The sequence below is a fragment of the Mesorhizobium silamurunense genome (assembly GCF_014843905.1).
In the GTDB taxonomy this organism is placed as follows: domain Bacteria; phylum Pseudomonadota; class Alphaproteobacteria; order Rhizobiales; family Rhizobiaceae; genus Mesorhizobium; species Mesorhizobium silamurunense.
The window spans coordinates 58604-83040 of record NZ_LPVS01000036.1 but is presented as its reverse complement, the minus strand read 5'-3'; the positions used below and the strand labels follow the sequence as shown (position 1 = coordinate 83040).

Sequence of the window (24437 nt, the reverse complement as noted above, 5' to 3'; positions counted from 1 at the left end):
CCGCGGCTTGGCCGGCATCCGCTCGCTGCTGCGCTTCCTTGAACGGCGCGGCCTCGCCAATGCGGCGGGTGCGGCGGCGCTGCGCGCGCCGCGCCAGCCGAAATCGCTGCCCAAGCCGCTGACGGCGAGCGATGCGAAACAGGTCGTGGCCATGGAGGGTCAGCTGGCGGAAGAGCCGTGGATCGCAGCCCGCAATGCTGCCGTGCTGACGCTGCTTTACGGTTCCGGCCTGCGCATCTCGGAAGCGCTTGGGCTGACCGGCGCCGACCTCGCCACGGAAGCAGACACCGTGCTGCGCATCACCGGCAAGGGTGGCAAGACGCGGCTGGTTCCGGTGCTGCCGGTGGCGTCACGTGCGGTCGCCGAATACCGGCAGCTCTGCCCCTTCCATATCGATCCGAAGGAGTTGCTGTTTCGCGGCGCGCGCGGCGGACCGCTGAACCCGGCGATCGTCCAGCGCGAGATGGCGAAGCTGCGCTCGGCGCTCAACCTGCCGGACACCGCGACGCCGCATGCGTTGCGCCATTCCTTCGCAACGCATCTGCTTGGGCGCGGCGGCGACCTGCGCACCATCCAGGAGCTGCTCGGCCATGCCAGCCTGTCGACCACCCAGGTCTATACCGGCGTCGACACGGCAAGGCTGCTCGAAGTCTACGAACGGGCGCATCCAAGGGCGTGAAGCATCGGCGAAGCCGCCCGGCTATGACCTCTTGGTGGAGGGCACGGCAAAGAAGGCTTAAATCGACGCCAGCGAGCCGATGCAGGCAGCCTGACCCGGTGTTGGCGTTTCTTCAAACGAGCGGCCGCCCATTTTCCGGCGGCCGCTCTTCCAAAATCACCGTTGGTCAGCGCATCACATAGACGATGCGCCGCGTGCCCGGATCGACCAGCGCCGGCTGGTTGTTCACATAGACATAGCGATAGTTGTAGTCAGGGATCTCGCGCAACTCGACTGTGTCGGGCAGCACCGCGCCGGTCACCACTTCGCCCTCGAGATAGACCGGATCGACCCGATGCGTGGTGACGTAGGTGCCGACCTCGGCCGGCGGCCTGGCGATCGGATCGACCGGATCGCTCGCAACGATGGCGCCGGTGTAGTCGTCCTGCGAATAGACATCGTCGGCAGGCGGCGTCACGACAGCGATATCGGCATCGGCCGGCCGGCGCGTGAGCACCACGCGGCTGCCGCCGAAGTCGCCCGTCACATAGTCGGAATAGACCCAGCCGTTACCGCCGGCCTCGGCGATAGTGCACCATTTGCTGTTCGCGATGCAGCCAGTGAGCGTCGCCGACTGGCCGGCCGCCAGCACGCCGATGACGGGATATTGCGGGCCCGGGCCGGCGCGGACATTCAGATCGGCCACTGCCGAGACGGGCGTGTCGGCAAGGGCCGCGCCCGACACGGCGAGCAGCGCGCCGGCAACCGCCGGAAACAGTATGCGTTTCATGGTTTTACTCTCCGTTTTCAACGCTCCCTCGGGCTCAAAAACGAAACCAGGCCTTATGCGTTCCGGCTAAAGTGCCGTCGCCTGCTCACGAATTGTTCCATGTTTTTTCGGCGGACCGGTCAAAAGCTGGTGAACGAAGGCCAGTTTTTGCGCCGTCACGTCCGAAATGACGAAAGGATAAAGATCGGGCAACCCCATGCAGCGGTTGATCGAATTGGAGGCCTCCGACAGCACCAGCCAGCGGGCGAGGATCCTTTCGAACGGTTCCGGCGCCGGATCGGGCTCGGCGGGTGCCGACTGCAAATGCCCGCCGGTATCGCCACGCGGCAGTTCGTTGGCTTCCACCGTCTCCAGCCGGCCGAGCGGGAAGTTCAGCGCGTGCACCATCTCCAGCGTGTCGGTAATGTGGAGATGATGCGCAAAGGTTTCGGCCCAGTCTTCCCACGGATGCGATGTCGCATAGGCCGAGATATGGCGCTGTTGCCAATCCGGCGGCGCGCCGTTGGCGTAGTAGGTCTTCAGCGCTTGCTCGTAGTCGGCCCGCTCGTCGCCGAACAGAGCGCGAAAGGCCGAAAGCCGCCCGGGATCGTCGCGGATCAGCCGGTCCCAGTAATAGTGGCCGAGCTCGTGGCGGAAGTGGCCGAGCAAGGTGCGGTAATTCTCGCCCATTTCGACGCGCCGCCGCTCGCGCTCGGCGGAATCGGCCTCGGCGACGTTGAGGGTGATCAGGCCGTTGTCATGGCCGGTCAGGATGCGCTCGCCGCCGGGCCCGCCGCCGATCGGATCGGCGAGGAAGTCGAAAGCGAGCCCGGCCTCGTCCCGAGGTCCGGCCTTGGGCGCGACCGGCAGGCCGACGGCGAGCAGCGAATAGACGGCGCGTTTCTTCGCCGCCTCGACGCGAATCCAGCGCCGGCGGTTGCCGTCCACCGAAAGGTCAGGGATCAATTGATTGAGCGCGCAGGCGCGGCAGAAGGTTCTGCCCGGCTCGGCCCGCCAGTTGCAGGCACATTCGTCGGCATTGCCGCATGGAACGGCATCGTCGGCGCCGGAACGCGTGAAACACGCCCGCTCCGGGTCGTAAAGCACCAGGCTGGAACAGTTCAGGCATTGCGCGTTTTCGAAATAAAGGCGGTGGCCGCAATGAGGGCAGTCGAACAGTTTCATCGGTAATCGAACCCCAGGATAGGGCGACGGAGTCGGGCATCGCCCAAACGCCCGTCGCCGCCCGTCGTTCCGACGCTATTTCGTCGCGAGCTGTGCAATGACTTGCCTGGCCACGCTTTCGCCCGACAACCTCGCGCCGCCGCAGGTCTGGATGAGCGGTCCGGCGACATGCTCGCCGGCGAAGAAGATCTTTTCCGCCACCGGCTGCATCAGCGTGGCGCGCGCTTCGGAACGGCCGGGACAGGCCGCCGCATAGGCGCCGCGCACAAAGCGCTCGCTCCCCAATTGCGGTCGGCGGCATGCAGCCAGGCGCAGCCGATGTCGAAGGGCACGCCGAAATGCCGGTCGCTGGTCCAGGCGCGACCGCCGATGCGGCTCATCGCCTCCAGAAGCGTAAAGGAAAGTCCGGCAGCCCTGAGCGTCTTGGCCGCGGAGAGCCCCGCGGAGCCTGCGCCAATGATCACAACATCAACGTCTTCCATAAAGACCCCGCCACAATAGGGCTTGCGCCATAATTAATGCTTGATCATGCGCAAATTCCCCGGCATTCGCCAGCGTCGAGCGCCGCTGAGCCCCTTGTGGGCGGTGACAATCGGGCGTTTCGCTGGCAGATTTGCAACCGGGACGTGATTCAGGCAACCAGGAGAACGATATGGCATTTTTTGCCAAGGGAAGGATTTTCGTGGCCGCCGCTGTGGCGGCTTTTGGGCTGGCGACGGCCGCTCAGGCAGCGGCCAGCTGTGGCAAGAACGGCGCCGGATTCGACGCATGGAAACAGCAGTTTGCCGCGGAAGCACAGGCCGAGGGCGTTGGCCAGAAGGGTCTGTCCGCGCTGGCCAGCGCGACTTACGCAACAAGGACGATCGCCGCCGACCGCGCCATCCACAAGGCCTTCAGCGGCTCGGTGGAAGCGTTCATGAAACGCCGTGGCGGGGACGCGATCATTTCCAGGGGCCGTGCGTTGAAGAAGCAGAACGCGGCGATGTTCGACAGGATCGAACAGACCTACGGCGTGCCGCCGGGCGTGCTGCTCGCCATCTGGGGCATGGAGACCGGCTTCGGTGCCTCCATGGGCAACCAGAACACGGTCTCGGCGATTGTGACGCTGGCCTATGATTGCCGCCGCCCTGACTATTTTACCCCGCACGCCATCGCGGCGCTCAAGCTGGTCGATCGCGGCGCGTTGAGCGCCTCGTCGGTCGGCGCCATGCATGGCGAGATCGGCCACACGCAGTTCCTGCCCGGAAATGTCTTGAAGTATGGCGTCGGCAGCGGAAATCTGCGCGACAGGAACACGGCGCTGGCCTCCACCGCCAACTTCCTCAAGGGCCATGGCTGGCAAGCCGGCGCGAGCTATGAGGCGAACATGGGCGCAATTGCCGGCTGGAATTCAGCTAGCGTCTACCAGCAGGCCATCGCCCGCATCGCCGAGGCGATCGACGCCAACTGACGGGCATCTCCGTTCCACCGGGAGCCCGGCCATGCGCCGGGCTTTTTGTTATGAAGCAGGGGTCAAAACCCAATCACCCGGAACGATGAGGTTCGATCTCATCACTTCCCTCTCAATAATGCGCGTAGCCGCTCAACGGGCATTTTTGGGAAGCGGGAACCTGGAAGGGGCCGTCAAATCCGCTGCAGGTACGGAATTTGGACGTCGGCGCAGGCGGGGCTTGCGTGGCCGCAGCCTTTGACTTGCCCTTGATGACCATCCAGATTTCGGTCGGTTGGTCGAGCTGCAGCCTGTTTATGTCGGAGTAACTGATCCGCCCGCTGCGTATTCCTTCGGCAAGGCGTTGGCAGAACAAAGCCGGCATGCGCTCCCGCGATACGCCCATGAAAGAGGCGGTATCGTGCTTTAACGTGATGTTCCATGCTTGGACAGCCGCGACGCATTTGTCCAAATTCGGCTTCGGGTCGCGCTTCGCGGTCGCCTGTGAGGGGTGGCACGCCATGGCAGCGACGACCGCCGCAAGCAGTAGAGAAATACCGTTTTTCAAAATTAAGCCCCCTCGATCCCACGAGGGAACCTAGATGAAGTCGCCGAAAGGTCAACAGCAATCCTTTCTCGGCGCGTAACTTCCGCTATATTAGAAATACCAAATAAGAACCCGGCGCAGGCGCCGGGTTCTTCATGGTTGCCTTTCAAGGATCATCCCTTGCGATTCCGCGCCGCCAGCGTCCTCAGCCGCAGCGCGTTGAGGCGGATGAAGCCGGCAGCGTCCTTCTGGTCGTAGGCGCCGCGGTCGTCCTCGAAGGTGACCAGCGCATCGGAATAGAGCGTCTTCTTCGACTTGCGGCCGGTGACAATGACATTGCCCTTGTAGAGTTTCAGCCGCACTGTGCCTTCGACGTCTTCCTGGCTCTTGTCGATCATCGCCTGCAGCATCACGCGCTCGGGCGAGAACCAGAAGCCGTTGTAGATGAGTTCGGCGTAGCGCGGCATGAACTCGTCCTTGAGGTGCGCGGCGCCCCGGTCGAGCGTGATCGATTCGATCGCCCGGTGGGCGGCGATCAGGATGGTGCCGCCGGGCGTCTCGTAGACGCCGCGCGACTTCATGCCGACGAAACGGTTCTCGACCAGGTCGAGACGGCCAATGCCGTTGTCGCGGCCGAGGTCGTTGAGCGCGGCCAGCATGGTGGCCGGCGACAGCTTCTTGCCGTTGAGTGCGATCGGGTCTCCCTTCAGGAACTCGATCTCGATCTCGGTGACCTGGTCCGGCGCGTCCATCGGCGAGACGGTGCGCTGGTGGACGAATTCCGGCGGCTCGCTCCACGGATCCTCCAGCACCTTGCCCTCGGAGGAGGAGTGCAGGAGATTGGCGTCGACCGAGAAGGGCGCGTCGCCGCGCTTGTCCTTCGGCACCGGGATCTGGTGCTGCTCGGCGAAGTTGATCAAGTCGGTACGCGACTTGAACGACCAGTCGCGCCACGGCGCGATGACCTTGATATCCGGGTTTAGCGCGTAAGCCGAAAGCTCGAACCGGACCTGGTCGTTGCCCTTGCCGGTGGCGCCATGCGCGATTGCGTCGGCGCCGGTCTCCTTGGCGATCTCGACCAGATGCTTGGAGATCAGCGGCCGGGCAATCGAGGTGCCGAGCAGATAGGTGCCTTCGTAGACAGCATTGGCGCGGAACATCGGGAAAACGAAGTCGGAAACGAATTCCTCGCGCACGTCGACGATGCGGATGTCCTTGATGCCCATCATCTCAGCCTTGCGGCGTGCCGGCTCCAGCTCGCCGCCCTGGCCGAGGTCGGCGGTGAAGGTGACGACCTCGGCGCCGAGCTCGGTCTGCAGCCATTTCAGGATGATGGAGGTGTCGAGGCCGCCGGAATAGGCGAGCACGACTTTCTTCACGTCTTTGGTCTTGGACATTGTTGGCGGTTCCGCGGGTAAAGAGGTTCGCGGGCGAGTATCACGGGGTTTCCGGCTCATGCAAGAGAGGAAGGGGCGCAGACGACGGCGGAAGCTGGGCCAGACGTTCATGCCGGCAGATACTGGCGGCGGCAAAACAGCTGCGTTATAGGTCACGCTATACAATTGGCAGGGGCGAGCAATGTCCTTCATTCCCGATACCACGACGCTGATCCAGTTCGCCATCGCGACCGTCATCCTGGCGATCACGCCGGGACCGGACATGACGCTGTTCGTGTCGCGAACGCTGAGCCAGGGTCGCGCCACCGGCTTTGCCTCGATGGCAGGCGCGCTGTGCGGCACGCTGATCCACACCACGCTGGTGGTGGTCGGCATCTCGGCGCTGATCGTGGCCTCGCCGATGGCCTTCTTCGCGCTGAAGATCTTCGGCGCCGGCTATCTCGTCTTCCTGGCCTGGCAGGCGATCGCCAAAGGCTCGGCCTTCTCGCCGGAGAAGAAGAGCGGACCGCAGATCTCGCTGTTCCGCAGTTGGGCGGCCGGGCTCGGCGTCAATCTGCTCAATCCGAAGATCATCCTGTTTTTCATGACGTTCCTGCCGCAATTCGTCTCCGCGCACGATCCGCATGCGCCGGGCAAGCTCTTCTTCCTCGGCGTCATGTTCATCGTGCTGTCGATCCCGGTGACGGCGCCGATGGTGCTGGCGGCAGAGAAGTTCGCAGCGGCGATGAAGGCCAGTCCGCGCGTCACGCGCGTGGTCGACTATCTGTTCGGCGGCGTGTTCTCGGCCTTCGCGCTGAAGATCCTGACGGCACAGGCGAAGTAGAGCTGACGCGCTTCGGCGCGCTTGATCCAACTCAAGATTCGGCGTCGAGCAACGGTTCGCGGCGCCAGGTGCCGGCCCAGCGGCCGGCGGAGAGCCAGTAGAAGATGCCGCCGACCATGCCGCTGCCGACCAGCGCGAGCCTCACATTGTTGTCGGTGACATCGAAATCGCCGTCGCCGACGTTGTGCGCGAAGCCGAGAAAGACGACGGCGGTGACGGCGCCGCCCAGCGCATAGAACAGCCAGTCGCGGCGGCCGAGCACTTCGGCGATCAGGATTACGACCGCCGCCGGCATGAAGCCGAAATAGGCGATGAACAGCGCTACGAAAGGCACCGAAAAATAGAGCGCCGGCGCGATCGTCGGATGCCCGGGCCCCGGCGCATAGCCGAAATAGCCGAGGAACAGCACATTGAGGAAGGCGCTCGCCGCCAGCGAGGCGATCGCATAGCCGATCAGGATGACGGCGAAGCGGACGACATAGGCGATGATCCGCCTCACGCCTCGCCGTGCCCCGCAATCATCATCGCTTCCAGCGCCAGCCGGTCCACCTTACGCATGCGCTCCGATTCCGACTTGAGCTGGCCGCAGGCGGCGAGGATGTCGCGGCCGCGCGGCGTGCGGATCGGCGAGGCATAGCCGGCATTGTTGATGTAGTCGGCAAACTTCTCGATCGTCTCCCAGTCCGAGCACTGGTAGTTGGTGCCGGGCCAGGGGTTGAACGGGATCAAATTGATCTTGGCCGGAATGCCCCTGAGCAGCTTGACCAGCGCCTTGGCGTCGTCGATGGAATCGTTGACGTCCTTCAGCATCACATATTCGAAGGTGATGCGGCGGGCGTTGGAAAGGCCCGGATAGGCGCGGCAGGCGGCGATCAGGTCCTTCAGCGGGAACTTCTTGTTGATCGGCACCAGCAGGTCGCGCAGATCGTCATTGGTGGCGTGCAGCGAGATCGCCAGCATGACGCCGATCTCCTCGCCGGTGCGGGCAATCTCCGGAACGACGCCGGACGTCGAGAGCGTGATGCGGCGCTTCGACAGGGAAAGGCCGTCGCCGTCGGAGGCGATCAGCAGCGCCTTCTTCACCGCCTCGAAATTGTAGAGCGGCTCGCCCATGCCCATCATGACGATGTTGGAGACCTTTCTGCCCTCGGCAGGCACGATGGCGCCGTCCGGCGTGTCGCGGTCGGGGAAGTCGCCCAGCCGGTCGCGCGCGGTGAGCAGCTGCGCCAGGATTTCTTCCGTCGTCAGGTTGCGTACCAGCTTCTGCGTGCCGGTATGGCAGAAGGAGCAGGTCAGCGTGCAGCCGACCTGCGAGGAGATGCAGAGCGTGCCGCGGCCTTCCTCGGGGATGTAGACGGTCTCGATCTCGACCGGTCGGCCGGCGCCGCGCGGCGGAAAGCGGAACAGCCACTTGCGCGTGCCGTCGGAGGAGATCTGCTCCTCGACGATCTCCGGCCGCGCGACGGTAAAGTGCTTGTCGAGCGCGGCGCGCAGGTCCTTGGAGATGTTGAACATATGCGCGAAGTCGCAGACGCCGCGCACATACATCCAGTGCCAGAGCTGCTGGGCGCGCATTTTCGCCTGCCGCTCCGGCACGATGCCGGTCGCGACCAAAGTAGCGCCGAGCTCGGCGCGGGTCAGGCCGATCAGCGACGGCTTCTCGGTCGGCGCGGCACGAGCGCGCAAGGCGTCCCGTGCGCCTTCGGCGGTCAGGTCGAATGAAAGGGTCATGGTTGCGCCAATATAAGCGGTTTGCGGCCGATTTCAGCATCGTGCCCGAAATGAAGCGCGGCGCATAGCACAGGTTGCAGGCGGAGTCATGGGGCGAGGAAACGAAGGCAATCTCGCTTGCCGTCGAGCCGGCTCAACCGGAGCGCGACGACCTGGCGCGAAACCGCATCACAGAACCGATCACATATTCGTGTCTGCGTAACAGCCGACGAGGTTTCTGCGAAACCTGAAGGGGGCGACTGTGCCCCTGCAAAATGGGAGTATGCGGAATGAACTGGATCAAGCTCGTCGTCGCTGCCGGTCTCGTCGGCTTGTCCATGCCTCAGGCATTTGCCGAGGACACGATGGGCACGATGACCATGATGAAAAGCGGGCAAGTGACGGCAATCATGCCCGACGGGCACATGGGCACCATGATGCCTGACGCGAAAACGAGCGCCGAAATGATGAAGATGGCGAAACCCATCAAGCATTGCATGATGATGATCACCGACGCCAAGGGCAAAGCCTACATGATCGACACGTCGACCAAGAAGGCCCAGGCCGAATGTGAAAAGATGGCCATGTGAGCCAGCCCGGCGACAAGCCGGTGGATGAAAGCAAAAGGCCGGGCTTGAAGGCCCGGCCTAAAGCATGTCTCCCGAAAGTGGGAACCGATTTCGGGCCAAAGACATGCGTAAAATCAAAACCTAAAGCGCATGGAGCGAATCTGAAAGATCGCGACGCGCTTTAGAATTGATCGTCAGATTTGGCCCTTGCCTACTTGCACTTGGCAATCGAGGCCAGCGCGGCCGAGATGCCCTTCAGCGAGAAGACGTAGGATGTCGGGTTGCCGCGGCCGGACTTGGCCTGCACCTTCATGTCGGTGCCGGTCTTCATGGCGGCGATCAGCACCGGCTCTTCCGCCGCGTTCTCGACCCAGGCCGACTTGCCGCGGGTGAACATCGAGAAGCTCTTCTTGTCGATGGTGACAGTCGCCTTGGAGCCTTCCTGGAAATTGTAGCCGGCGATGAACTGCGGCTCGTAGGAAACCTGCTGCCCCGGGCGCTGGCTGACGAAGAAGAACATGTCGCCGTGGTCGAGCGTCGGCGGCTGCTTGTCGGTCGGCACCGTCAGCACGTAGCAGACCTTGCCGCCCGCCGACTGATAGCTGTAGGTGCCCCAGGCATTGTGCTGGCCGATCTTGGTTGCCTGCTGGGCCAGCGCCGGCGCCGCGAAGGCGGCCGCCAGGACCAGGCTGGAAACTGTAGCAATCAATCCGCGCATCGTTCTTTCCGTATTCCCAAATGGTGCGGAGGCAGGGCCGCGTGGCGTCCTGCCGTCGCTTCATTTTGATTTAATCAGGGTTACCAAACGGTGAATTTTCCTCAAGAAAAGGAGATCACCCCAGGAAACCGCCGCCATTCGCGCCCGCCGCTTCAAGCGGCGGTCGCTATGTCCCGGCGCGAACTTGGAGGGCACGAAAGCGGCAAGAGTTTGTCTTTTCGCGCGGGCGGTTTCGCGGTCCCGTTGTGCCGGAAAGCCAGCCAGGTCAACCCTTGTCGGCCAAGGCGTCCCTGGCGGCCTGCCGGTGAGCGGGCGTGATATGGGCGCGGACGGCGGTGATCGCGGCGGTCAGCACGGCAAGGTCGTCGGTGAAGCCGAGACCGAAGACGAAGTCGGGGATGAAATCCATCGGCAGCACGAAATAGCCGAGCGCGGCTAGCAGAATGCCCTTGGCGCGCAGCGGCGTGTCCTTGTCCATGGCGCAGTAATAGGCAGCGACCACCTCGTCCATGAACGGGACCTGCCGGGCAGCCTTCTTGGCGGTGCGCCAGAATTTCTCGCGCACCTCGCCCTCGCCGGCGAGCCTGTCGCCAAAGCCGAAGAAATCAAAACCGGATTCCTGCGCCATCAATCTCTCCTTGGCTGCGCGCAACCCTGCGTGCCAACCGCCGAAAGATGTGGTGAAAGCGGCACCCCGCTGCAAGAGCTTCGGCGGATACTTGCCCGGAAAATCGGAGACCGCCTCCGTTGGCGGCGTCAGGCGAAATACCGGTTCATCCGCTTGGCCAACTCGATATCGAGCGCCGTGACGCCGCCGGCGTCATGCGTGTTCAGCGTCACGTCGACGGTCTTGTAGACGTTCGACCAGTCGGGGTGGTGGTCCATCTTCTCGGCGGCCAGCGCCACACGGGTCATGAAGGCGAAGGCCTCGGAGAAGTTCTTGAAGTCGAAGCTGCGCTTGATGGAGGCGCCGTCGGTGGCCAGCGACCAGCCTTCGAGTTCGGCCAGCGCTGCGGTAATCGCGTCCTTGCTGAGTTTTTCTCTGGTCATGATGGGTTCCTGTGCTATTCGGGAAAAATGACCTGCACCATAGCGCCGGATCGATGAGCGCAAAGCCCATAAATACCATCCTGTTCGTCTGTCTCGGCAACATCTGCCGCTCGCCGCTGGCCGAAGGCGTCTTGGGGGCCGTTCTGGCGGAGCGCGGAATTGCCCATGATATCGTGCTCGATTCGGCGGCGATCAGCGGCTGGGAGGTCGGCTCCGGTCCCGATCCACGCTCGATCGCGGTCGCCGCTGAGCATGGCATCGACATTTCCGGGCAGAGGGCACGCAGAATAGCGCCAGAGGATTTTGCGCGCTTCGATCTGATCCTCGGCATGGACCGGGCGAATGTGCGCGACCTCAAGGCGCTGGCGCCTGAGGCCGCGCGCGACCGCATCCATCTCTATCTGGAATTCGCGACCGGAGCAGCCCGCGACGTGCCGGACCCCTTTTACGAAGACCGGCAGGCGTTCGCCGCGGTCTACCGCATGATCCGCGAAGCGTCGGAGGCGCTGGCGAAGCGGCTGGAAGCGCGCGAATCGGCGCCGACCAGCGGCCAGGCTTCCTCGACGATATAGGGGCCGCCGCCGACCGAATCGCGCGACGACATCAAGACAAAGCGGCCGACGCGGAAGGGCAGCGTTGAAAAATTGCCGCGCGCCGAAAGATATTGCGCGACGTCAAGCGGGCTTGCATTGCGCAGCCGCGCCAGCGTCACATGCGGCGAGAACTTGCGTGGATCGGCTGGAAGGCCGAGCCGCTGGCAGATGCGGTCGATTTCGCCCTGCAGCGCCACCAGGTCCGGCGAGGCGGACACGCCGGCCCACACCGCATGCGGCTTCTTGCCGCCGAAAGCGCCCACTCCGGAGAGCGTCAAGGGGAAGGAGGGACGATTGACGCGATCGAGCGCATTGGCGATCTCGTCGGCGACATGGCCTTCGACGTCGCCGATGAAGCGCAGCGTCAGATGATAGTTTTCGACATCGATCCAGCGGGCTCCGGGAAGCCCGCCCCGGAGCAGGGACAGCGAAAGAGCAGCATCACGAGGAATTTCGAGGGCGGTGAAAAGACGTGGCATGGAAAGCCTCCTGTCCTCGAATCGAACTCTCGCCCCCTAGCGAATCATCGATATCAGCGCGGGGCAAGCGGTTTGTTGTCCACAAGGTTTCCCCAACGGAAACCGTGGCGTTTTGGACTCACGACGGACCGCCATTGGCGGCGATGGCCTTTTCGACGACCGGCAGAATGCCCTTGACCATGACATCAACTCCCTTCGGGTTGGGATGCAGGCCGTCCTCCAGCTGCAGGTCCGGATGGCCGGCGACGCTGTCGAGAAAGAACGGATAGAGCGGAATGTCGTATTTTGCGGCCAGCCGCGGATAGATCGCGTCGAAAACCTTCTGGTAATCGGCGCCAAGATTCGGCGCCGCGCGCATGCCGGCCAGGAGCACCGGGATTTTGCGCTGCTTGAGCTTCGCCAGCATCGCATCGAGATTCTTTTCAGCGATGTCGGGCGAGACGCCGCGTAGCATGTCGTTGGCGCCGAGCTCGAGGATGACGAGCCTTGTGCCGTCCGGCACCGACCAATCGAGCCGCGCCAGCCCGCCGCTCGTGGTATCGCCGGAAACGCCGGCATTCGCGACGACGACGTCATGGCCCTTCGCTTTCAGCGCTGCCTGCAGCCTGTCGGTGAACCCCTGGCCCGGGCCAAGGCCGAAGCCCGCCGTCAGGCTGTCGCCGAAGCCGACGATGTTGAAGGTCTCCGCGCGCGCCGGCACCATGGCGCCGCAAACCGCGAGGAAAAGGACGACGGCGGCGGCGGTTGAGTGTTTGAAAGCCATGCGGCGAGCCCCATATGACCGAAACGTTCCCTGGGAGGAGGCATTCTCGTCTCCTTTTTCCACCATATAGGACGCTTTCATTGTGACAGAAGCCGTCATCGCATTGAGGGATGTCTCGCTGACGCTCGGCGAGGGCGCTTCCTCCGTCCATGTGCTGAAAGGCGTCAGCCTCGACGTGGCTGGCGGCGAGGCCACCGGCATCGTCGGCCCGTCGGGATCCGGCAAGTCCACCTTGCTGATGGTTCTGGCTGGCCTCGAGAGCGTCGACTCAGGGACGGTGCGTATCGCCGGCGAATTGCTCAACGGCAAAAGCGAGGACCAGATTGCATCGTTTCGGGGGCGAAATATCGGCATCGTCTTCCAGTCCTTCCACCTCATTCCCAACATGACGGCGCTCGAGAATGTCGCGGTGCCGCTGGAACTCGCCGGCCATGCCGATCCGTTCGGGGTGGCGGCGCAGGAGCTCGCGGCGGTCGGCTTGAGCGACCGTGTGACGCACTATCCCGGCGAGCTCTCGGGAGGCGAGCAGCAGCGCGTGGCGATCGCCAGGGCGCTGGCGCCCTCGCCGCGCATCCTCATTGCCGACGAGCCGACCGGCAACCTCGACCAGGCGACCGGAAAGCAGATCGCCGACCTTTTGTTCGCCAAGGCGGCCGAGCGCGGCATGACGCTGGTGCTAGTCACGCATGACCCGGCGCTTGCCGCCCGCTGCGCGCGCCAGGTGTCGATGCGCTCGGGACGCATCGAGGATGCGCCCAAGCTGGTTGCCGCGTCAGTCCGGAAATCGGACCCGATTTTCGGAGGGCATGATGCATAGATTCAAAGAGGCAGAGCGCCCTTTGCGCGTCCAAACGGACGCGTGGCGCTCTGGCGTGCCGGCCTGATGCGGACTCTGAAGCTCGCCATCCGCTTCTCGCTGCGCGAGATGCGCGGCGGCCTGTCCGGCTTCATGATCTTCCTCGCCTGTATCGCGCTCGGCGTCGCGGCCATCGGCGGCGTCAATTCGGTGGCGCAGGCGATCACGGCCGGGGTCGCCAATCAGGGCCAGACGCTGCTTGGCGGCGATCTGCGCTTCCAGATCAACCAGCGCAGCGCTTCCGACGCAGAGCTCGGCTTCCTCGACAGCCTTGGCACGGTGTCCCTGAATTCGGGCATGCGTTCCATGGCGCGGCTCGAGGACGGCTCGGACCAGGCGCTGGTCGAAGCCAAGGCGGTCGACGATGCCTATCCGCTTTACGGCTCGCTGGAAACCGACCCGCCGCTGCCGAAGCGGGAGCTGCTCGGCGAGCGGTCCGGCGTTTTCGGCGCCGCCGCGCCCGATCTCTTGTTCGACCGCCTCAATCTGCATGTCGGCGACCGGCTGGAGCTTGGCGGCGCCACCTTCGAGCTGAGGGCCAGGCTTATCAGCGAGCCCGACGCGATATCCGACGGTTTCGGCTTCGCGCCGCGACTGATGATCTCGAACGACGGGCTTGCCGCGTCCGGGCTGGTTCAGCCCGGCAGTCTGGTCGAGAACGCCTATAAGGTCCGGTTGCCCGACCATGCCGGCGAGGCGCGGATCAAGGAAATCCAGGCCCTGGCGGCGAAAGACTTTCCGCAGGCCGGCTGGTCGATCCGCACGCGCAGCAATGCAGCACCCGCGCTCTCCTCCAACATCGAGCGCTTCTCGCAGTTCCTGACGCTGGTCGGGCTGACGGCGCTGGTCGTCGGCGGCGTCGGCGTGGCCAATGCGGTGCGCGCCTATCTCGACGGCAAGCGGGGCGTCATCGCCACCTTCAAGAGCCTCGGCGCCTCGGGCGGGTTCGTCTTCACGGTCTATCTCGTGCAGATCCTTTTGATTGCCGGCCTCGGCATCGTGCTCGGCCTGATCCTGGGCGCTGCGATGCCGTTCGTGGCGAGCGCGCTTTTGCAGTCGGTCATCCCCGTGCCGGCGGAAGGCGGGTTCTATCCCGGCGCTCTCGCCATGGCTGCGCTGTTCGGCCTGCTGGTGACGCTGGCCTTCGCGTTGCTGCCGCTCGGGCGTGCCCGCGACGTGCCGGCGACCGCACTTTTCCGCGAAATGGGATTCGAAAGCCGCGGCTGGCCGCGCCTGCCCTATGTCGGTGCCGCTCTCACGATCGTGCTGGTGCTGGCCGCGCTCGCCATCCTTTCCGCCGACGATCGGCGCATCGCCTCGATCTTCGTTGGCGCCACGGTCTTTGCTTTCCTGGTGCTGCGGCTGGTGGCGGCGCTGGTGCAATGGGCAGCCCGGCGGAGCCCGCGCGCGCGTTCCGTGTCGTTCAGGCTGGCGCTTGGCAACATCCACCGTCCCGGTGCGCTGACGCCGTCGGTGGTGCTGTCGCTCGGGTTAGGCCTGACGCTCCTGGTGACGCTGGCGCTGATCGACGGCAATCTCAGGCGCCAGATCTCCGGCAGCCTGCCGGAGCGGGCGCCGAACTTCTTCTTCGTCGATATCCAGAGCAGCGATGTCGATGCCTTTGCCGGCCTGGTCGGCAAGGAGGCGCCGCAGGGAACGCTGGTCAAGGTGCCGATGCTGCGCGGCCGCATCATGGCGCTCAACGGCGTCGACGTCGACAAGGTGAAGGTCCCCGCCGATGGCGCCTGGGTGCTGCGCGGCGATCGCGGGCTGACCTATGACGCGAAGCAGCCGGAAAACGCCACCCTGACCGAAGGCACATGGTGGCCGCAGAACTATTCCGGCGAGCCGCTGGTGTCGTTCTCGGCCGAGGAAGGCAAAGCGATCGGCCTGAAGCTCGGCGACACCGTCACCGTCAATGTGCTCGGCCGCAACATCACCGCAAAGATCGCCAATTTCCGCCAGGTCGAATGGGAAACCATGGGCATCAATTTCGTCATGGTCTTCTCGCCCAACACTTTCGCCGGCGCGCCGCATGGCTGGCTGGCGACGCTGACCGACAAGAGCACCACCACGACCGACGACGCCAGGCTGCTCAACGCGGTCACCCGAGCCTTTCCCGCGGTGACGACGGTCCGCGTCAAGGACGCGCTCGACATCGTCAACCGGCTGGTCGCGCAATTGGGCACGGCGATCCGCGCCGCCGCCGGCGTGGCGCTGATCGCCTCGGTGCTGGTGCTCTCCGGCGCTTTGGCCGCCGGCAACCGGGCGCGCATCCATGACGCGGTGGTGCTGAAGACGCTCGGCGCGACGCGCCGGACGCTGATTATCGCCTTCTCGCTGGAATATGTGCTGATCGGCCTTGCGACCGCGCTGTTCGCGCTTGCCGCGGGCGGCATCGCGGCATGGTTCGTCGTCGCGCACATCATGACGCTGCCGTCGCATTTCATGCCGGAGGTGGCGGTGGCGACGATCCTCGTCTCGTTGGCGGTCACCGTCGGCATCGGTCTGGCAGGCACCTGGCGGGTGCTCGGCCACAAGGCGGCGCCGGTGCTGCGCAACCTTTGATCCGGCATGCCGGGAAACCGCGCGCCTTAAATCTTGGTAAGGATGATGGCCGAAACGGCCGAAGAACCGGGCTTTTGCTTTCTCACGAAGCATTACCCTCGTTACCGTCTTGTTCTTGACGTCGAGAACGCTCATATTTTGCACAGGCATGCTGGAGCCCCGCCAGCGGCGCCTGGTTCAAGTGGTCGCTCCAAAGAACCTGTCACCGGACGGGGCAGAAGCAACAGAGGATTTCCAATGGCTGATCCCATTCGCAACTACCAGACGTCCGCCGCCCCCGGCGCGCGCGTCGATATCGATCAGGGCCTGCGGGCCTATATGATCAAGGTCTACAACCTGATGGGGCTTGGCCTGCTCATCACCGGCCTTGCCGCGTGGGGTGCGTTCCAACTCGCCGTCACCGGCGACGGCCAGCTGACCGCTTTCGGCCAGCTCATCTATGCAAGCGCGTTCCGCTGGGTCGTCATCCTGGCGCCGCTCGCTGCAGTGATGTTCCTGTCCTTCAGGATCCAGTCGATGAGCGTAGCTGCGGCGCAGACCACCTTCTGGGTCTATGCCGGCCTTGTCGGCTTGTCGCTGTCGACGATCTTCCTCGTCTACACCGGCACCAGCATCACCCAGACCTTCTTCGCCACGGCCGCGGCCTTCGGCGCGCTGTCGCTCTACGGCTACACCACCAGGCGCGACCTGACCGCTTTCGGCTCGTTCCTGATCATGGGCGTGATCGGCCTGCTGATCGCGATGCTGATCAACATCTTCCTGCAGTCATCGGCGCTGGCTTTCGCCATCTCGGCGATCGGCGTGCTGGTGTTCGCGGGCCTGACCGCCTACGACACGCAGAAGATCAAGGAGATGTATTTCGAGGGTGACGTCGCCGACGTCGCCGGCCGCAAGGCGATCATGGGCGCGCTGCGGCTCTACCTCGACTTCATCAACCTGTTCATGTTCCTGCTGCAGTTCATGGGCGACCGCCGCTAAAGGCAGGTCCGGCTGGACCATAGATTTCGGAAAGGGCGGCCCAACAGCCGCCCTTTCCTTTTGCTCGCCCCTTTGCTGTTATCGAAGCAGAAAAGCCAACTGCACAAATTATGAGCAATATTGCAATCAGAGCCGCCGCTGCGGCCGACCTCGACCGAATCACGGAAATCTATGCCGACGCGGTCGCGCACGGCACGGCGAGCTACGAGCTGGAGCCGCCCAGCCGCGCCGAAATGGGCAATCGATTCGACAGCTTAGCGGCAGGCAGCTTTCCCTATCTCGTGGCGGAAAAGGACGGCATCGTGCTCGGCTACGCTTATGCCGGACCGTTCCGGCCGCGTCCCGCCTACCGATTCGTCGTCGAGGATTCGGTCTATGTCGCGCCCGAGGCCAAGGGCCAGGGTGTCGGTCTCCTGCTGATGCAGGCACTGATCGAGGCGGCGCGCCTGGCCGGCTTTCGCCAGATCATCGCGGTGATCGGCGACGGCCATGCCGACAGCGCCTCGGTGCGGTTGCACGAGAAGCTTGGCTTCCGTCATTCAGGGCGCCTGGAAGGGTCGGGCTACAAGCACGGACGCTGGCTCGACACGGTCTTCATGCAGCTGCCGCTCAACGGCGGCGCGGCACTGCCGCCGGACCCCGGTTCGTTGCCGGAGCGGACATTCCGCAGCCAAATTAAATAGTTAGGCCTCGACCAGCTTCAGCTTGGAATCGAACACGCCGAGCACACGGCCGAGCTCCTGGCCGCGCTTGAGGATGCGTCCGCCGGCGGCGATGACGGCGAAGGCGCCTTGCCGGCGCGCCAGTTTCGGGTCCTTGACGATCTGAAACAGCGGCACTTCGCTGGCGCGGCGGAAGACAGAAAAGACAGCGCGATCAGTGAGATGGTCGATCGCATAGTCGCGCCATTCATTGGCCGCCACCATGCGTCCGTACAGCCTCAGGATCTGGTCGAGCTCGCGCCGGTCGAAGCGCACCGGCTGATCGAGGCGCGCGCTCCGCGCCTCATGCAGCGGGATCAATATTCCGGATGCTTCCCCATCCTCCGTCCCGCAGCCGTGATCGGTCATGCTTCGATCCTTCGCTTGAATCTCGCAGCAAAGGTTCGCGCTTTCGCGGCCGAATTGCAAGGGGCCCGGCTAAGCACCACCGGCACCGCGCTGTTTCCGAAAGGTCCAGTCACGTTTGCAAAACGCGTGTTGGAATTGGTGATGCTCCGCCACATTCTCGCCACAAATTATCCGCGCTCATGCCCCAATGTCCGACGAATTTACCGGCGTTGCCTGAGACGGTTCGGTCCGGCACCGGCTCGTAAACCCCAAGCCCCCCGCCCACGGGTCAGCGTCGGATCGAACCAACCTCGGTTTTTCCTTGGAAAAGTCAGGTGCGACGATCCCAAAACCTGAATGACCGGCGTCAGAAGCAAGCTGACGCCGGTTTTTTATTGGCTGAGCGGCGCGGCTTCCCCTTCTCCCTTTGCGGGAGAAGGTGGCCGAGCGAAGCTCGGTCGGATGAGGGGTGCTCCAGCTTGGCGATACGCACGAAATCGCTGCCGCCTCATTTCTTCCAGCACCCCTCTTCCGTCTCGGCGCCGCGCGCCGATCCACCTTCTCCCACAAGGGGAGAAGGGGTGCAGTCAAAGGCGGTCGGGCTTGCGGATAAAAGCGGCGCCGAGGATCGGGCCGGGCATGCCGTCCTTGCCGACGGACTGCAGCAGCACCGCGCAGCCGCCTTTCTTGGCAATCTCGGTCATCGGCAGTTCGTAGCGCTGCGCCTTGCCGTGCCACATGCCGGCGGTCTGGATGTCGGAGACGGCGTTCCAGTAGGTCAGGCTGCGGCCGCTGTTTTCGCCCTGGCCGATCTTCACCATCTGCGGCGAATCGAAATAGACGATCACCACATGGGCGTCGGTCGGGCCGTTGCCGGCGTCACCGGCGTCGATCATGACGCGGTCGCTGGTGCGGCTCACCTTGATGGCGACCCGCATGCCTTCACCGGTCCTGTCCATCCGGGCCAATGCGCCGTCGACGTCCTTGCGGTTGGCGCCGTTGACGTGGCTGCGGCCGTTGATGACGGCCTGCGGGGTATAGACCGAGCGGCTGCCGAAGGCGCGCATATAGTCATATTGCCGGTCGGTGTTCTCTTTACTGCTCAGCGTGTCCTGCCAGCCCAGATAGTCCCAGTAATTGACATGGTAGGCGAGCGCGACGATGTTTTCCTTGCCGGCCAGCTCGGCGAAGAATTCATCGGCCGGCGGGCAGGAACTGCAGCCCTGGCTGGTGAAAAGCTCGACCACACCCAGAGGTCTTTCGGCTTGGGGCTTTTCGATTTGCGGCTTCTCGGGCTCGCTTGCCAGCGCGGCGCCGGCAAACGTTGAAAGTGCCAGCGCAACTGCCGCAAGCCGCAATGGTCCTCGAAATGCCATGACTGTTCCAATTCCCGCCGGTGACGCCGGCCTTGTTCTGATTGCTAAAATATGTGGCAGAACGGACAGTCAACGGGAAGTCACGTTGCGGTGAAACTTTGTCGCCGCGACCGCAGGTAAGGGCGACGAGGGAGACGCCACTGCATTTTCCGATGCGGTTCGATTTCGGGGCCGCATGACCGCCGTGTGGTAAACTCTCCTGATGCCGGCCGATCTCTATTGCGAGCGAAATGGACCTGGACTTTGGGCCGAGCCCGCCAATGCTTTGACCGGCCAAGCTTTCATTGTTGGAAGTTTGGGAATAGGCAGTAGGCAGTAGGGGTACCTTTCCCTACTCCCTTACTGCCTTATTCCCTTGCTGCTACGCAGCGAGATCGCGCAGCACGTATTGCAGGATGCCGCCGTTCTTGAAGTAGTCGAGCTCGTCCAGCGTATCGATGCGGCAGATGATCGGCAGGTTCTTCACCGTGCCGTCGCCAAAGGTCACCTTGGCCACCATCTTCTGGCGCGGCTTGATCGCGTCCAGGCCGTCGATCTCGACCAGCTCGTCCCCCTTGAGGTTGAGGGAAGCCCATGAGGTGCCGTCCTCGAAGACGAAGGGGATGACGCCCATGCCGACCAGGTTCGAGCGGTGGATACGCTCGAAGGACTGGGCGATGACCGCGCGCACGCCGAGCAGATTCGTTCCCTTGGCCGCCCAGTCGCGCGAGGAGCCGTTGCCGTATTCGACGCCGGCGAAGATGACCAGCGGCACGCCTTCCCGCTTGTATTCCATCGCGGCGTCGTAGATCGACATCTCTTCCTTCGAGGGATAGTGGATCGTGTAGCCGCCCTCGCGGCCGTTCTCGCCCAGCATGTGGTTGCGGATGCGGATGTTGGCGAAGGTGCCGCGCATCATCACTTCATGGTTGCCGCGCCGCGTGCCGTACTGGTTGAAGTCGGCGACGCCGACGCCATGCTCGGTGAGGTATTTGCCGGCCGGCGAAGCTGCCTTGATCGAACCCGCCGGCGAGATGTGGTCGGTGGTGATCTTGTCGCCGAAGAGACCAAGCACGCGCGCGCCCTTGATGTCGCCGACCTTGCCGAAGCCGCGGCCCATGCCGGCGAAATAGGGCGGGTTCTGCACATAGGTCGAATTGTCGTCCCAAGCGTAGGTCTGGCCTTCCGGCGCCTTGACCTTCTGCCAGTACGCGTCGCCCTTGAAGACGTCGGCATATTTGCGGGCGAAGAGCTCGCGCGTGACGTTCTTCTCGATGAACTCCTGGATCTCGACCGAGCTCGGCCAGATGTCCTTGAGATAGACCGGCTTGCCGTCGCTGCCTTCGCCGAGCGGCTCGGTGGTGAGGTCCTTGGTAACCGTGCCGGCCAGCGCGTGCGCCACCACCAGCGGCGGCGAGGCGAGATAGTTCGCCTGCACGTCGGGCGAGACGCGGCCTTCGAAGTTGCGGTTGCCGGAGAGAACCGCGGCAGCGATCAAACCTTTATCGTTGATGGTCTTGGAGATCGGCCCCGGCAGCGGGCCGGAATTGCCGATGCAGGTGGTGCAGCCGAAACCGACGAGGTTGAAGCCGATCTGGTCGAGCTCCTTCTGCAGTCCGGATTTCTCGAGATATTCGGCGACCACCTGGCTGCCGGGCGCCAGCGAAGTCTTGACCCAGGGTTTCTGCTTCAGGCCGCGCCGGTTGGCGTTGCGCGCAAGCAAGCCGGCGCCGATCAGCACGCTGGGGTTCGAGGTGTTGGTGCAGGAGGTGATGGCGGCGATGACGACATCGCCATGGCCGAGATCATAGCCGGTGCCTTCGACGGCATAGCGCTTCGAGATTTCGGCGGCCTTCTTGTACTCGGTCTCCATCGCCTTGGCGAAGCCGGCGGGAATGTCCTGCAGGGCGACGCGGCCCTCGGGGCGCTTCGGGCCGGCCATCGACGGCACCACGTCGCCGAGGTCGAGCTCGAGCAGGTCGGTGAAGACCGGATCGGCGGAGCCTGCGTCACGCCACATGCCTTGCGCCTTCGAATAAGCCTCGACCAGGGCGATGCGGTTCTCCTCGCGGCCGGACATGGTGAGATAACGGATGGTCTCGCTGTCGACCGGGAAGAAGCCGCAGGTGGCGCCATATTCCGGCGCCATGTTGCCTATGGTGGCGCGGTCGGCCAGCGTCATGTTGGAGAGACCGGGGCCGAAGAACTCGACGAACTTGCCGACGACGCCCTTCTTGCGCAGCATCTGGGTGACGGTGAGCACGAGGTCGGTGGCGGTAACGCCTTCCTTCAGCTTGCCGGTGAGGCGGAAGCCGATCACCTCGGGCAGAAGCATGGAGACCGGCTGGCCGAGCATCGCGGCTTCCGCCTCGATACCGCCGACGCCCCAGCCGAGCACGCCGAGGCCGTTGATCATGGTGGTGTGCGAATCGGTGCCGACGCAGGTGTCGGGGTAAGCGGTGGTTTCGCCGTCTTCCGAGTTGGTCCACACGACCTGGCCGAGATATTCGAGGTTGACCTGGTGGCAGATGCCGGTGCCGGGCGGCACGACGCGGAAGTTGCGGAAGGCCTGCTGGCCCCATTTCAGGAACTTGTAGCGCTCCTCGTTGCGCTCATATTCGAGCTCGACATTGCGGGCGAAGGCCATCGGCGTGCCGAACTCGTCGACGATGACGGAGTGGTCGATGACGAGGTCGACCGGCACCAGCGGATTGATCTTTTCCGGATCGCCGCCGAGCGCCTTGATGCCGTCGCGCATGGCCGCGAGATCGACTACGGCCGGAACGCCGGTGAAATCCTGCATAAGCACGCGGGCCGGGCGGTAGGCGATCTCGACGCCGGCGGTGCCCTTGTCGGTGAGCCATGCGGCGACCGCCTGGATGCTCTCCTTGGTGACCGAGCGGCCGTCTTCGTTGCGCAGCAGGTTCTCCAGCAGCACCTTCATCGAATAGGGCAGTTGGGCGATACCGGTAAGGCCGTTCTTCTCGGCCTCGACGAGGTCGAAATAGACATAGTCCGCGCCACCCGCGGTCAGGGTGCGGCGGCATTTGAAGCTGTCGAGGGATTTTGACACGTGCGATCCGTCCTTGTCTGTTCAGCCTGAAAGGGAACGGACGCCGATGGCATGCAATCACGCGCAAAGGTGCGGGTACGGCCATTTCCGCTGTCCGCTCCCAAGCAACCCGAGCCGTTCAAGGCGGCGCGTGCGCTGGTTCGGCGCTAATTCTGTTCCCGCGCCGACCGCTGGCACGGATGAACCGCATATAGAGAATTTCCTGGAATAGTTCTAGACAGGCGAAAGGCAAATTTCTGCGATGCGGCGGCGGCCGCGAAACGGTGCTTTCGGGGACTGGCAAGGATGCGGCTGATCGCCGAAAATCTGGGCGGCGAGCGCGGCGGCGAGACGGTTTTTTCCGGCATCGGATTCAAGCTCGAAAAGGGCGAGGCGCTCATCGTCACCGGGCCGAACGGCGCCGGCAAATCGACGTTTCTGAGGGTCATCGCCGGCTTGCTGCCGGCGGCCGAGGGCCGGGTGACGGTCGAAGGCGGCGGCGAAGATCTCCCCTCGGTCGCTTCGGCCTCGCATTATCTCGGCCATCTCAACGCGATGAAGACGGCGCTCAGCGTCGAAGAAAACCTGGATTTCTGGCGCGCCTTCCAGGGCGAGCCGGGGCTGGGCGTGGAGGAGGCGCTGGAGACTGTCGGGTTGGGAGGGCTTGGGCATCTGCCGTTCGGCTATCTCTCGACCGGGCAAAGGCGGCGCGCGTCGATCGCCAAGCTTTTGGTCAGCCGGCGGCCCGTTTGGCTGCTCGATGAGCCGACAGCGGGGCTGGACAAGACGTCGGAGGAGCGGTTTGCGGGGTTGATGAGGGGCCACCGCCAAGAGGGAGGTATCATCGTGGCGGCGACGCATTTGCCGCTCGGGCTGCAGGGGGCGAAGGGGCTGGTTTTGGGAATGACTGGATGACGTTTGCACTCCGTCCCACCCCCCTCTGTCCTGCCGGACATCTCCCCCGTAAGGGGATGTCACCTCCCCTTTCGCCAATTTTCAACGCTGACGGAGGATCGCCGGCGGTGGAACTGCCAATCTCCCCCCTTGTGGGGGAGACCTCCGGCCGGACAGAGGGGGGTTTGAAGGAATGCTACGTTGAGGGCGATCGACCCGTAGAGGCACTTCGCCGATGCTAGCCCTCTTCCTGCGCGACATCCGCCTCTCGATCCGCGCCGGCGGCGGCGCTTTGATCGGCGTCATCTTCTTCCTGGCGGTGATCGCCACCATCCCCTTCGGCGTCGGCCCCGACCTCAACCTTTTGTCCCGCATCGGCCCGGCGATCCTGTGGATCGCCGCCCTGCTCGCCTGCCTGCTCGGGCTCGACCGGCTGTTCCAGGCCGACCGCGAGGACGGCTCGCTCGACCTTCTGGTGCTGAGCAACGACCGCCACATGCTGGCGCTGACGGTGCTGACCAAGTGCCTGGCGCACTGGACGGGCAGCGTGCTGCCGCTGGTGGTCGCAGCGCCCCTGCTCGGCCTGTTCATGAACATGGAGCCGTTGGGCATCGGCGCCACGGCGCTTACGCTACTTATCGGCACGCCGGCCATCACCTTCATCGGTGCCGCCGGCGCGGCCGTGGCGGTGGCGCTGCCGCGCGGCGGGCTGCTGATCTCGGTGCTGGTGCTGCCGCTCACGATTCCCGTGCTGATCTTCGGCGTCTCGGCAAGCTATGGCGCGGTGGCCGAGCCGGCGCCGTTCCTGCAGCCCTTCCTCATTCTTGCCGCGCTGACGCTGTTTCTTGCGGTGCTCGGGCCGCTGGCGGCCGCGCTGGCATTGCGCCACGGGACGGATTGAAGTCTGTCGGACGTTCTCAATCTGCGGCACGCGACTGATTGTCCGGCCCGCGGTACAAGGTTAAAGGAAGGCATGATCAAGCGGATCGACATGG

The 24437-nt window shown here is 64.2% G+C and carries 27 protein-coding genes; 11 read left to right on the top strand and 16 right to left on the bottom strand.

All coding sequences use genetic code 11. From position 1 onward, the window contains the following. Nucleotides 1-679, top strand: a 679-nt coding sequence (locus tag AU465_RS10180) for a tyrosine recombinase XerC (RefSeq protein ID WP_192246482.1), incomplete at its 5' end; no start/stop codon positions are given. Nucleotides 680-845: 166 nt separating this feature from the next. Here the strand turns inward: AU465_RS10180 and AU465_RS10175 are convergent. The 4 genes from AU465_RS10175 to AU465_RS10165 all read right to left on the bottom strand — a co-directional run bounded on the left by AU465_RS10175 (nucleotide 846) and on the right by AU465_RS10165 (nucleotide 3094). Next, nucleotides 846-1448: a DUF1236 domain-containing protein gene (locus tag AU465_RS10175; RefSeq protein ID WP_192246480.1), complete on the bottom strand. Its 603-nt coding sequence runs from the start codon at nucleotides 1446-1448 to the stop codon at nucleotides 846-848. A gap of 66 nt (nucleotides 1449-1514) precedes the next feature. Then, the gene (locus AU465_RS10170; RefSeq protein WP_192246478.1) at nucleotides 1515-2612 is read right to left on the bottom strand and encodes a zinc-binding metallopeptidase family protein; all 1098 of its coding nucleotides are present in this window, start codon (nucleotides 2610-2612) and stop codon (nucleotides 1515-1517) included. A gap of 75 nt (nucleotides 2613-2687) precedes the next feature. Then, nucleotides 2688-2879, bottom strand: a complete 192-nt coding sequence (locus AU465_RS36400; RefSeq protein ID WP_312891231.1) for an FAD-dependent oxidoreductase — start codon at nucleotides 2877-2879, stop codon at nucleotides 2688-2690. After that, on the bottom strand, nucleotides 2822-3094 hold the full coding sequence (locus AU465_RS10165; protein WP_246505950.1) for an FAD-dependent oxidoreductase: 273 nt from the start codon (nucleotides 3092-3094) through the stop codon (nucleotides 2822-2824). The genes AU465_RS36400 and AU465_RS10165 overlap by 58 nt, the downstream gene beginning before the upstream one ends. 170 nt (nucleotides 3095-3264) lie before the next feature. Here AU465_RS10165 and AU465_RS10160 point away from each other — a divergent pair, with 170 nt between their 5' ends. Continuing rightward, entirely contained in the window at nucleotides 3265-4062 is a 798-nt protein-coding gene (locus AU465_RS10160) for a lytic murein transglycosylase (protein WP_192246476.1), read from the top strand. Between the two features lie 112 nt (nucleotides 4063-4174). Here the strand turns inward: AU465_RS10160 and AU465_RS10155 are convergent, their stop codons facing one another. After that, nucleotides 4175-4609 (bottom strand): hypothetical protein, encoded by a 435-nt coding sequence (locus tag AU465_RS10155; protein ID WP_246505949.1) that lies wholly within the window; start codon nucleotides 4607-4609, stop codon nucleotides 4175-4177. A gap of 152 nt (nucleotides 4610-4761) precedes the next feature. Beyond that, on the bottom strand, nucleotides 4762-5985 hold the full coding sequence (locus tag AU465_RS10150) for an argininosuccinate synthase (RefSeq protein WP_192246473.1): 1224 nt from the start codon (nucleotides 5983-5985) through the stop codon (nucleotides 4762-4764). 181 nt (nucleotides 5986-6166) lie between these two features. Here AU465_RS10150 and AU465_RS10145 point away from each other — a divergent pair, with 181 nt between their 5' ends. Then, a complete protein-coding gene (locus tag AU465_RS10145; protein WP_192246471.1) occupies nucleotides 6167-6808 on the top strand; it encodes a LysE family translocator in 642 nt (213 codons plus the stop codon). A 31-nt stretch (nucleotides 6809-6839) separates the two neighbouring features. Here AU465_RS10145 and AU465_RS10140 read toward each other — a convergent pair whose 3' ends face one another. Together AU465_RS10140 and rlmN are read right to left on the bottom strand one after the other, a co-directional pair. Continuing rightward, on the bottom strand, nucleotides 6840-7307 hold the full coding sequence (locus AU465_RS10140; RefSeq protein WP_192246470.1) for a hypothetical protein: 468 nt from the start codon (nucleotides 7305-7307) through the stop codon (nucleotides 6840-6842). Continuing rightward, nucleotides 7304-8539: a dual-specificity RNA methyltransferase RlmN gene (gene rlmN / locus AU465_RS10135; protein WP_192246468.1), complete on the bottom strand. Its 1236-nt coding sequence runs from the start codon at nucleotides 8537-8539 to the stop codon at nucleotides 7304-7306. The genes AU465_RS10140 and rlmN overlap by 4 nt, the downstream gene beginning before the upstream one ends. A gap of 269 nt (nucleotides 8540-8808) precedes the next feature. On the opposite strand from rlmN, the gene AU465_RS10130 reads away from it, so the two are divergent. Continuing rightward, the gene (locus tag AU465_RS10130) at nucleotides 8809-9108 is read left to right on the top strand and encodes a hypothetical protein (RefSeq protein ID WP_192246466.1); all 300 of its coding nucleotides are present in this window, start codon (nucleotides 8809-8811) and stop codon (nucleotides 9106-9108) included. A 190-nt stretch (nucleotides 9109-9298) separates the two neighbouring features. On the opposite strand, the gene AU465_RS10125 is transcribed toward AU465_RS10130, so the two are convergent. The 3 genes from AU465_RS10125 to AU465_RS10115 all read right to left on the bottom strand — a co-directional run bounded on the left by AU465_RS10125 (nucleotide 9299) and on the right by AU465_RS10115 (nucleotide 10855). After that, a complete protein-coding gene (locus AU465_RS10125) occupies nucleotides 9299-9805 on the bottom strand; it encodes an invasion associated locus B family protein (RefSeq protein WP_192246464.1) in 507 nt (168 codons plus the stop codon). Nucleotides 9806-10070: 265 nt separating this feature from the next. Beyond that, nucleotides 10071-10433, bottom strand: a complete 363-nt coding sequence (locus AU465_RS10120) for a YkvA family protein (RefSeq protein WP_192246462.1) — start codon at nucleotides 10431-10433, stop codon at nucleotides 10071-10073. Between the two features lie 128 nt (nucleotides 10434-10561). After that, nucleotides 10562-10855 carry a 4a-hydroxytetrahydrobiopterin dehydratase gene (locus tag AU465_RS10115; RefSeq protein ID WP_192246460.1) on the bottom strand — a complete coding sequence of 98 codons (294 nt, stop codon included), beginning with the start codon at nucleotides 10853-10855 and terminating at the stop codon, nucleotides 10562-10564. 53 nt (nucleotides 10856-10908) lie between these two features. On the opposite strand from AU465_RS10115, the gene AU465_RS10110 reads away from it, so the two are divergent. After that, nucleotides 10909-11427, top strand: a complete 519-nt coding sequence (locus AU465_RS10110; protein ID WP_192246458.1) for a low molecular weight protein-tyrosine-phosphatase — start codon at nucleotides 10909-10911, stop codon at nucleotides 11425-11427. On the opposite strand, the gene thpR is transcribed toward AU465_RS10110, so the two are convergent. Together thpR and AU465_RS10100 are read right to left on the bottom strand one after the other, a co-directional pair. Continuing rightward, complete coding sequence (thpR, locus tag AU465_RS10105; protein WP_192246456.1) at nucleotides 11331-11927, bottom strand: RNA 2',3'-cyclic phosphodiesterase; 597 nt, start codon at nucleotides 11925-11927, stop codon at nucleotides 11331-11333. The genes AU465_RS10110 and thpR overlap by 97 nt on opposite strands. A gap of 118 nt (nucleotides 11928-12045) precedes the next feature. Next, on the bottom strand, nucleotides 12046-12690 hold the full coding sequence (locus AU465_RS10100) for an arylesterase (protein ID WP_192246454.1): 645 nt from the start codon (nucleotides 12688-12690) through the stop codon (nucleotides 12046-12048). Between the two features lie 82 nt (nucleotides 12691-12772). On the opposite strand from AU465_RS10100, the gene AU465_RS10095 reads away from it, so the two are divergent. The 4 genes from AU465_RS10095 to AU465_RS10080 all read left to right on the top strand — a co-directional run bounded on the left by AU465_RS10095 (nucleotide 12773) and on the right by AU465_RS10080 (nucleotide 17775). Continuing rightward, complete coding sequence (locus tag AU465_RS10095) at nucleotides 12773-13507, top strand: ABC transporter ATP-binding protein (RefSeq protein ID WP_192246452.1); 735 nt, start codon at nucleotides 12773-12775, stop codon at nucleotides 13505-13507. 66 nt (nucleotides 13508-13573) lie between these two features. After that, the gene (locus AU465_RS10090; protein ID WP_192246450.1) at nucleotides 13574-16114 is read left to right on the top strand and encodes an ABC transporter permease; all 2541 of its coding nucleotides are present in this window, start codon (nucleotides 13574-13576) and stop codon (nucleotides 16112-16114) included. A gap of 237 nt (nucleotides 16115-16351) precedes the next feature. Next, complete coding sequence (locus tag AU465_RS10085; RefSeq protein WP_126097117.1) at nucleotides 16352-17092, top strand: Bax inhibitor-1/YccA family protein; 741 nt, start codon at nucleotides 16352-16354, stop codon at nucleotides 17090-17092. 110 nt (nucleotides 17093-17202) lie between these two features. Next, the gene (locus AU465_RS10080; protein ID WP_192246448.1) at nucleotides 17203-17775 is read left to right on the top strand and encodes a GNAT family N-acetyltransferase; all 573 of its coding nucleotides are present in this window, start codon (nucleotides 17203-17205) and stop codon (nucleotides 17773-17775) included. Here the strand turns inward: AU465_RS10080 and AU465_RS10075 are convergent, their stop codons facing one another. The 3 genes from AU465_RS10075 to acnA all read right to left on the bottom strand — a co-directional run bounded on the left by AU465_RS10075 (nucleotide 17776) and on the right by acnA (nucleotide 22569). Further along, on the bottom strand, nucleotides 17776-18162 hold the full coding sequence (locus AU465_RS10075; RefSeq protein ID WP_192246446.1) for a DUF2794 domain-containing protein: 387 nt from the start codon (nucleotides 18160-18162) through the stop codon (nucleotides 17776-17778). Nucleotides 18163-18728: 566 nt separating this feature from the next. After that, nucleotides 18729-19517 carry a DUF1223 domain-containing protein gene (locus AU465_RS10070; protein ID WP_192246444.1) on the bottom strand — a complete coding sequence of 263 codons (789 nt, stop codon included), beginning with the start codon at nucleotides 19515-19517 and terminating at the stop codon, nucleotides 18729-18731. 361 nt (nucleotides 19518-19878) lie between these two features. Continuing rightward, nucleotides 19879-22569, bottom strand: a complete 2691-nt coding sequence (gene acnA / locus AU465_RS10065) for an aconitate hydratase AcnA (RefSeq protein WP_192246442.1) — start codon at nucleotides 22567-22569, stop codon at nucleotides 19879-19881. A 285-nt stretch (nucleotides 22570-22854) separates the two neighbouring features. Here acnA and ccmA point away from each other — a divergent pair, with 285 nt between their 5' ends. After that, nucleotides 22855-23463, top strand: a complete 609-nt coding sequence (gene ccmA, locus AU465_RS10060; protein ID WP_192246440.1) for a heme ABC exporter ATP-binding protein CcmA — start codon at nucleotides 22855-22857, stop codon at nucleotides 23461-23463. 214 nt (nucleotides 23464-23677) lie between these two features. Beyond that, nucleotides 23678-24343, top strand: a complete 666-nt coding sequence (gene ccmB, locus AU465_RS10055) for a heme exporter protein CcmB (protein WP_192246438.1) — start codon at nucleotides 23678-23680, stop codon at nucleotides 24341-24343. Nucleotides 24344-24437: the final 94 nt, after the last annotated feature.

Coding starts and splice junctions, on each gene's coding strand:
- AU465_RS10175 (WP_192246480.1), bottom strand. CDS start 1,448: ATGAAACGCATACTGTTTCCGGCGGTTGCCGGCGCGCTGCTCGCCGTG.
- AU465_RS10170 (WP_192246478.1), bottom strand. CDS start 2,612: ATGAAACTGTTCGACTGCCCTCATTGCGGCCACCGCCTTTATTTCGAA.
- AU465_RS10165 (WP_246505950.1), bottom strand. CDS start 3,094: ATGGAAGACGTTGATGTTGTGATCATTGGCGCAGGCTCCGCGGGGCTC.
- AU465_RS10160 (WP_192246476.1), top strand. CDS start 3,265: ATGGCATTTTTTGCCAAGGGAAGGATTTTCGTGGCCGCCGCTGTGGCG.
- AU465_RS10150 (WP_192246473.1), bottom strand. CDS start 5,985: ATGTCCAAGACCAAAGACGTGAAGAAAGTCGTGCTCGCCTATTCCGGC.
- AU465_RS10145 (WP_192246471.1), top strand. CDS start 6,167: ATGTCCTTCATTCCCGATACCACGACGCTGATCCAGTTCGCCATCGCG.
- rlmN (WP_192246468.1), bottom strand. CDS start 8,539: ATGACCCTTTCATTCGACCTGACCGCCGAAGGCGCACGGGACGCCTTG.
- AU465_RS10130 (WP_192246466.1), top strand. CDS start 8,809: ATGAACTGGATCAAGCTCGTCGTCGCTGCCGGTCTCGTCGGCTTGTCC.
- AU465_RS10125 (WP_192246464.1), bottom strand. CDS start 9,805: ATGCGCGGATTGATTGCTACAGTTTCCAGCCTGGTCCTGGCGGCCGCC.
- AU465_RS10120 (WP_192246462.1), bottom strand. CDS start 10,433: ATGGCGCAGGAATCCGGTTTTGATTTCTTCGGCTTTGGCGACAGGCTC.
- AU465_RS10115 (WP_192246460.1), bottom strand. CDS start 10,855: ATGACCAGAGAAAAACTCAGCAAGGACGCGATTACCGCAGCGCTGGCC.
- AU465_RS10110 (WP_192246458.1), top strand. CDS start 10,909: ATGAGCGCAAAGCCCATAAATACCATCCTGTTCGTCTGTCTCGGCAAC.
- thpR (WP_192246456.1), bottom strand. CDS start 11,927: ATGCCACGTCTTTTCACCGCCCTCGAAATTCCTCGTGATGCTGCTCTT.
- AU465_RS10100 (WP_192246454.1), bottom strand. CDS start 12,690: ATGGCTTTCAAACACTCAACCGCCGCCGCCGTCGTCCTTTTCCTCGCG.
- AU465_RS10090 (WP_192246450.1), top strand. CDS start 13,574: ATGCGGACTCTGAAGCTCGCCATCCGCTTCTCGCTGCGCGAGATGCGC.
- AU465_RS10085 (WP_126097117.1), top strand. CDS start 16,352: ATGGCTGATCCCATTCGCAACTACCAGACGTCCGCCGCCCCCGGCGCG.
- AU465_RS10080 (WP_192246448.1), top strand. CDS start 17,203: ATGAGCAATATTGCAATCAGAGCCGCCGCTGCGGCCGACCTCGACCGA.
- AU465_RS10075 (WP_192246446.1), bottom strand. CDS start 18,162: ATGACCGATCACGGCTGCGGGACGGAGGATGGGGAAGCATCCGGAATA.
- AU465_RS10070 (WP_192246444.1), bottom strand. CDS start 19,517: ATGGCATTTCGAGGACCATTGCGGCTTGCGGCAGTTGCGCTGGCACTT.
- ccmA (WP_192246440.1), top strand. CDS start 22,855: ATGCGGCTGATCGCCGAAAATCTGGGCGGCGAGCGCGGCGGCGAGACG.
- ccmB (WP_192246438.1), top strand. CDS start 23,678: ATGCTAGCCCTCTTCCTGCGCGACATCCGCCTCTCGATCCGCGCCGGC.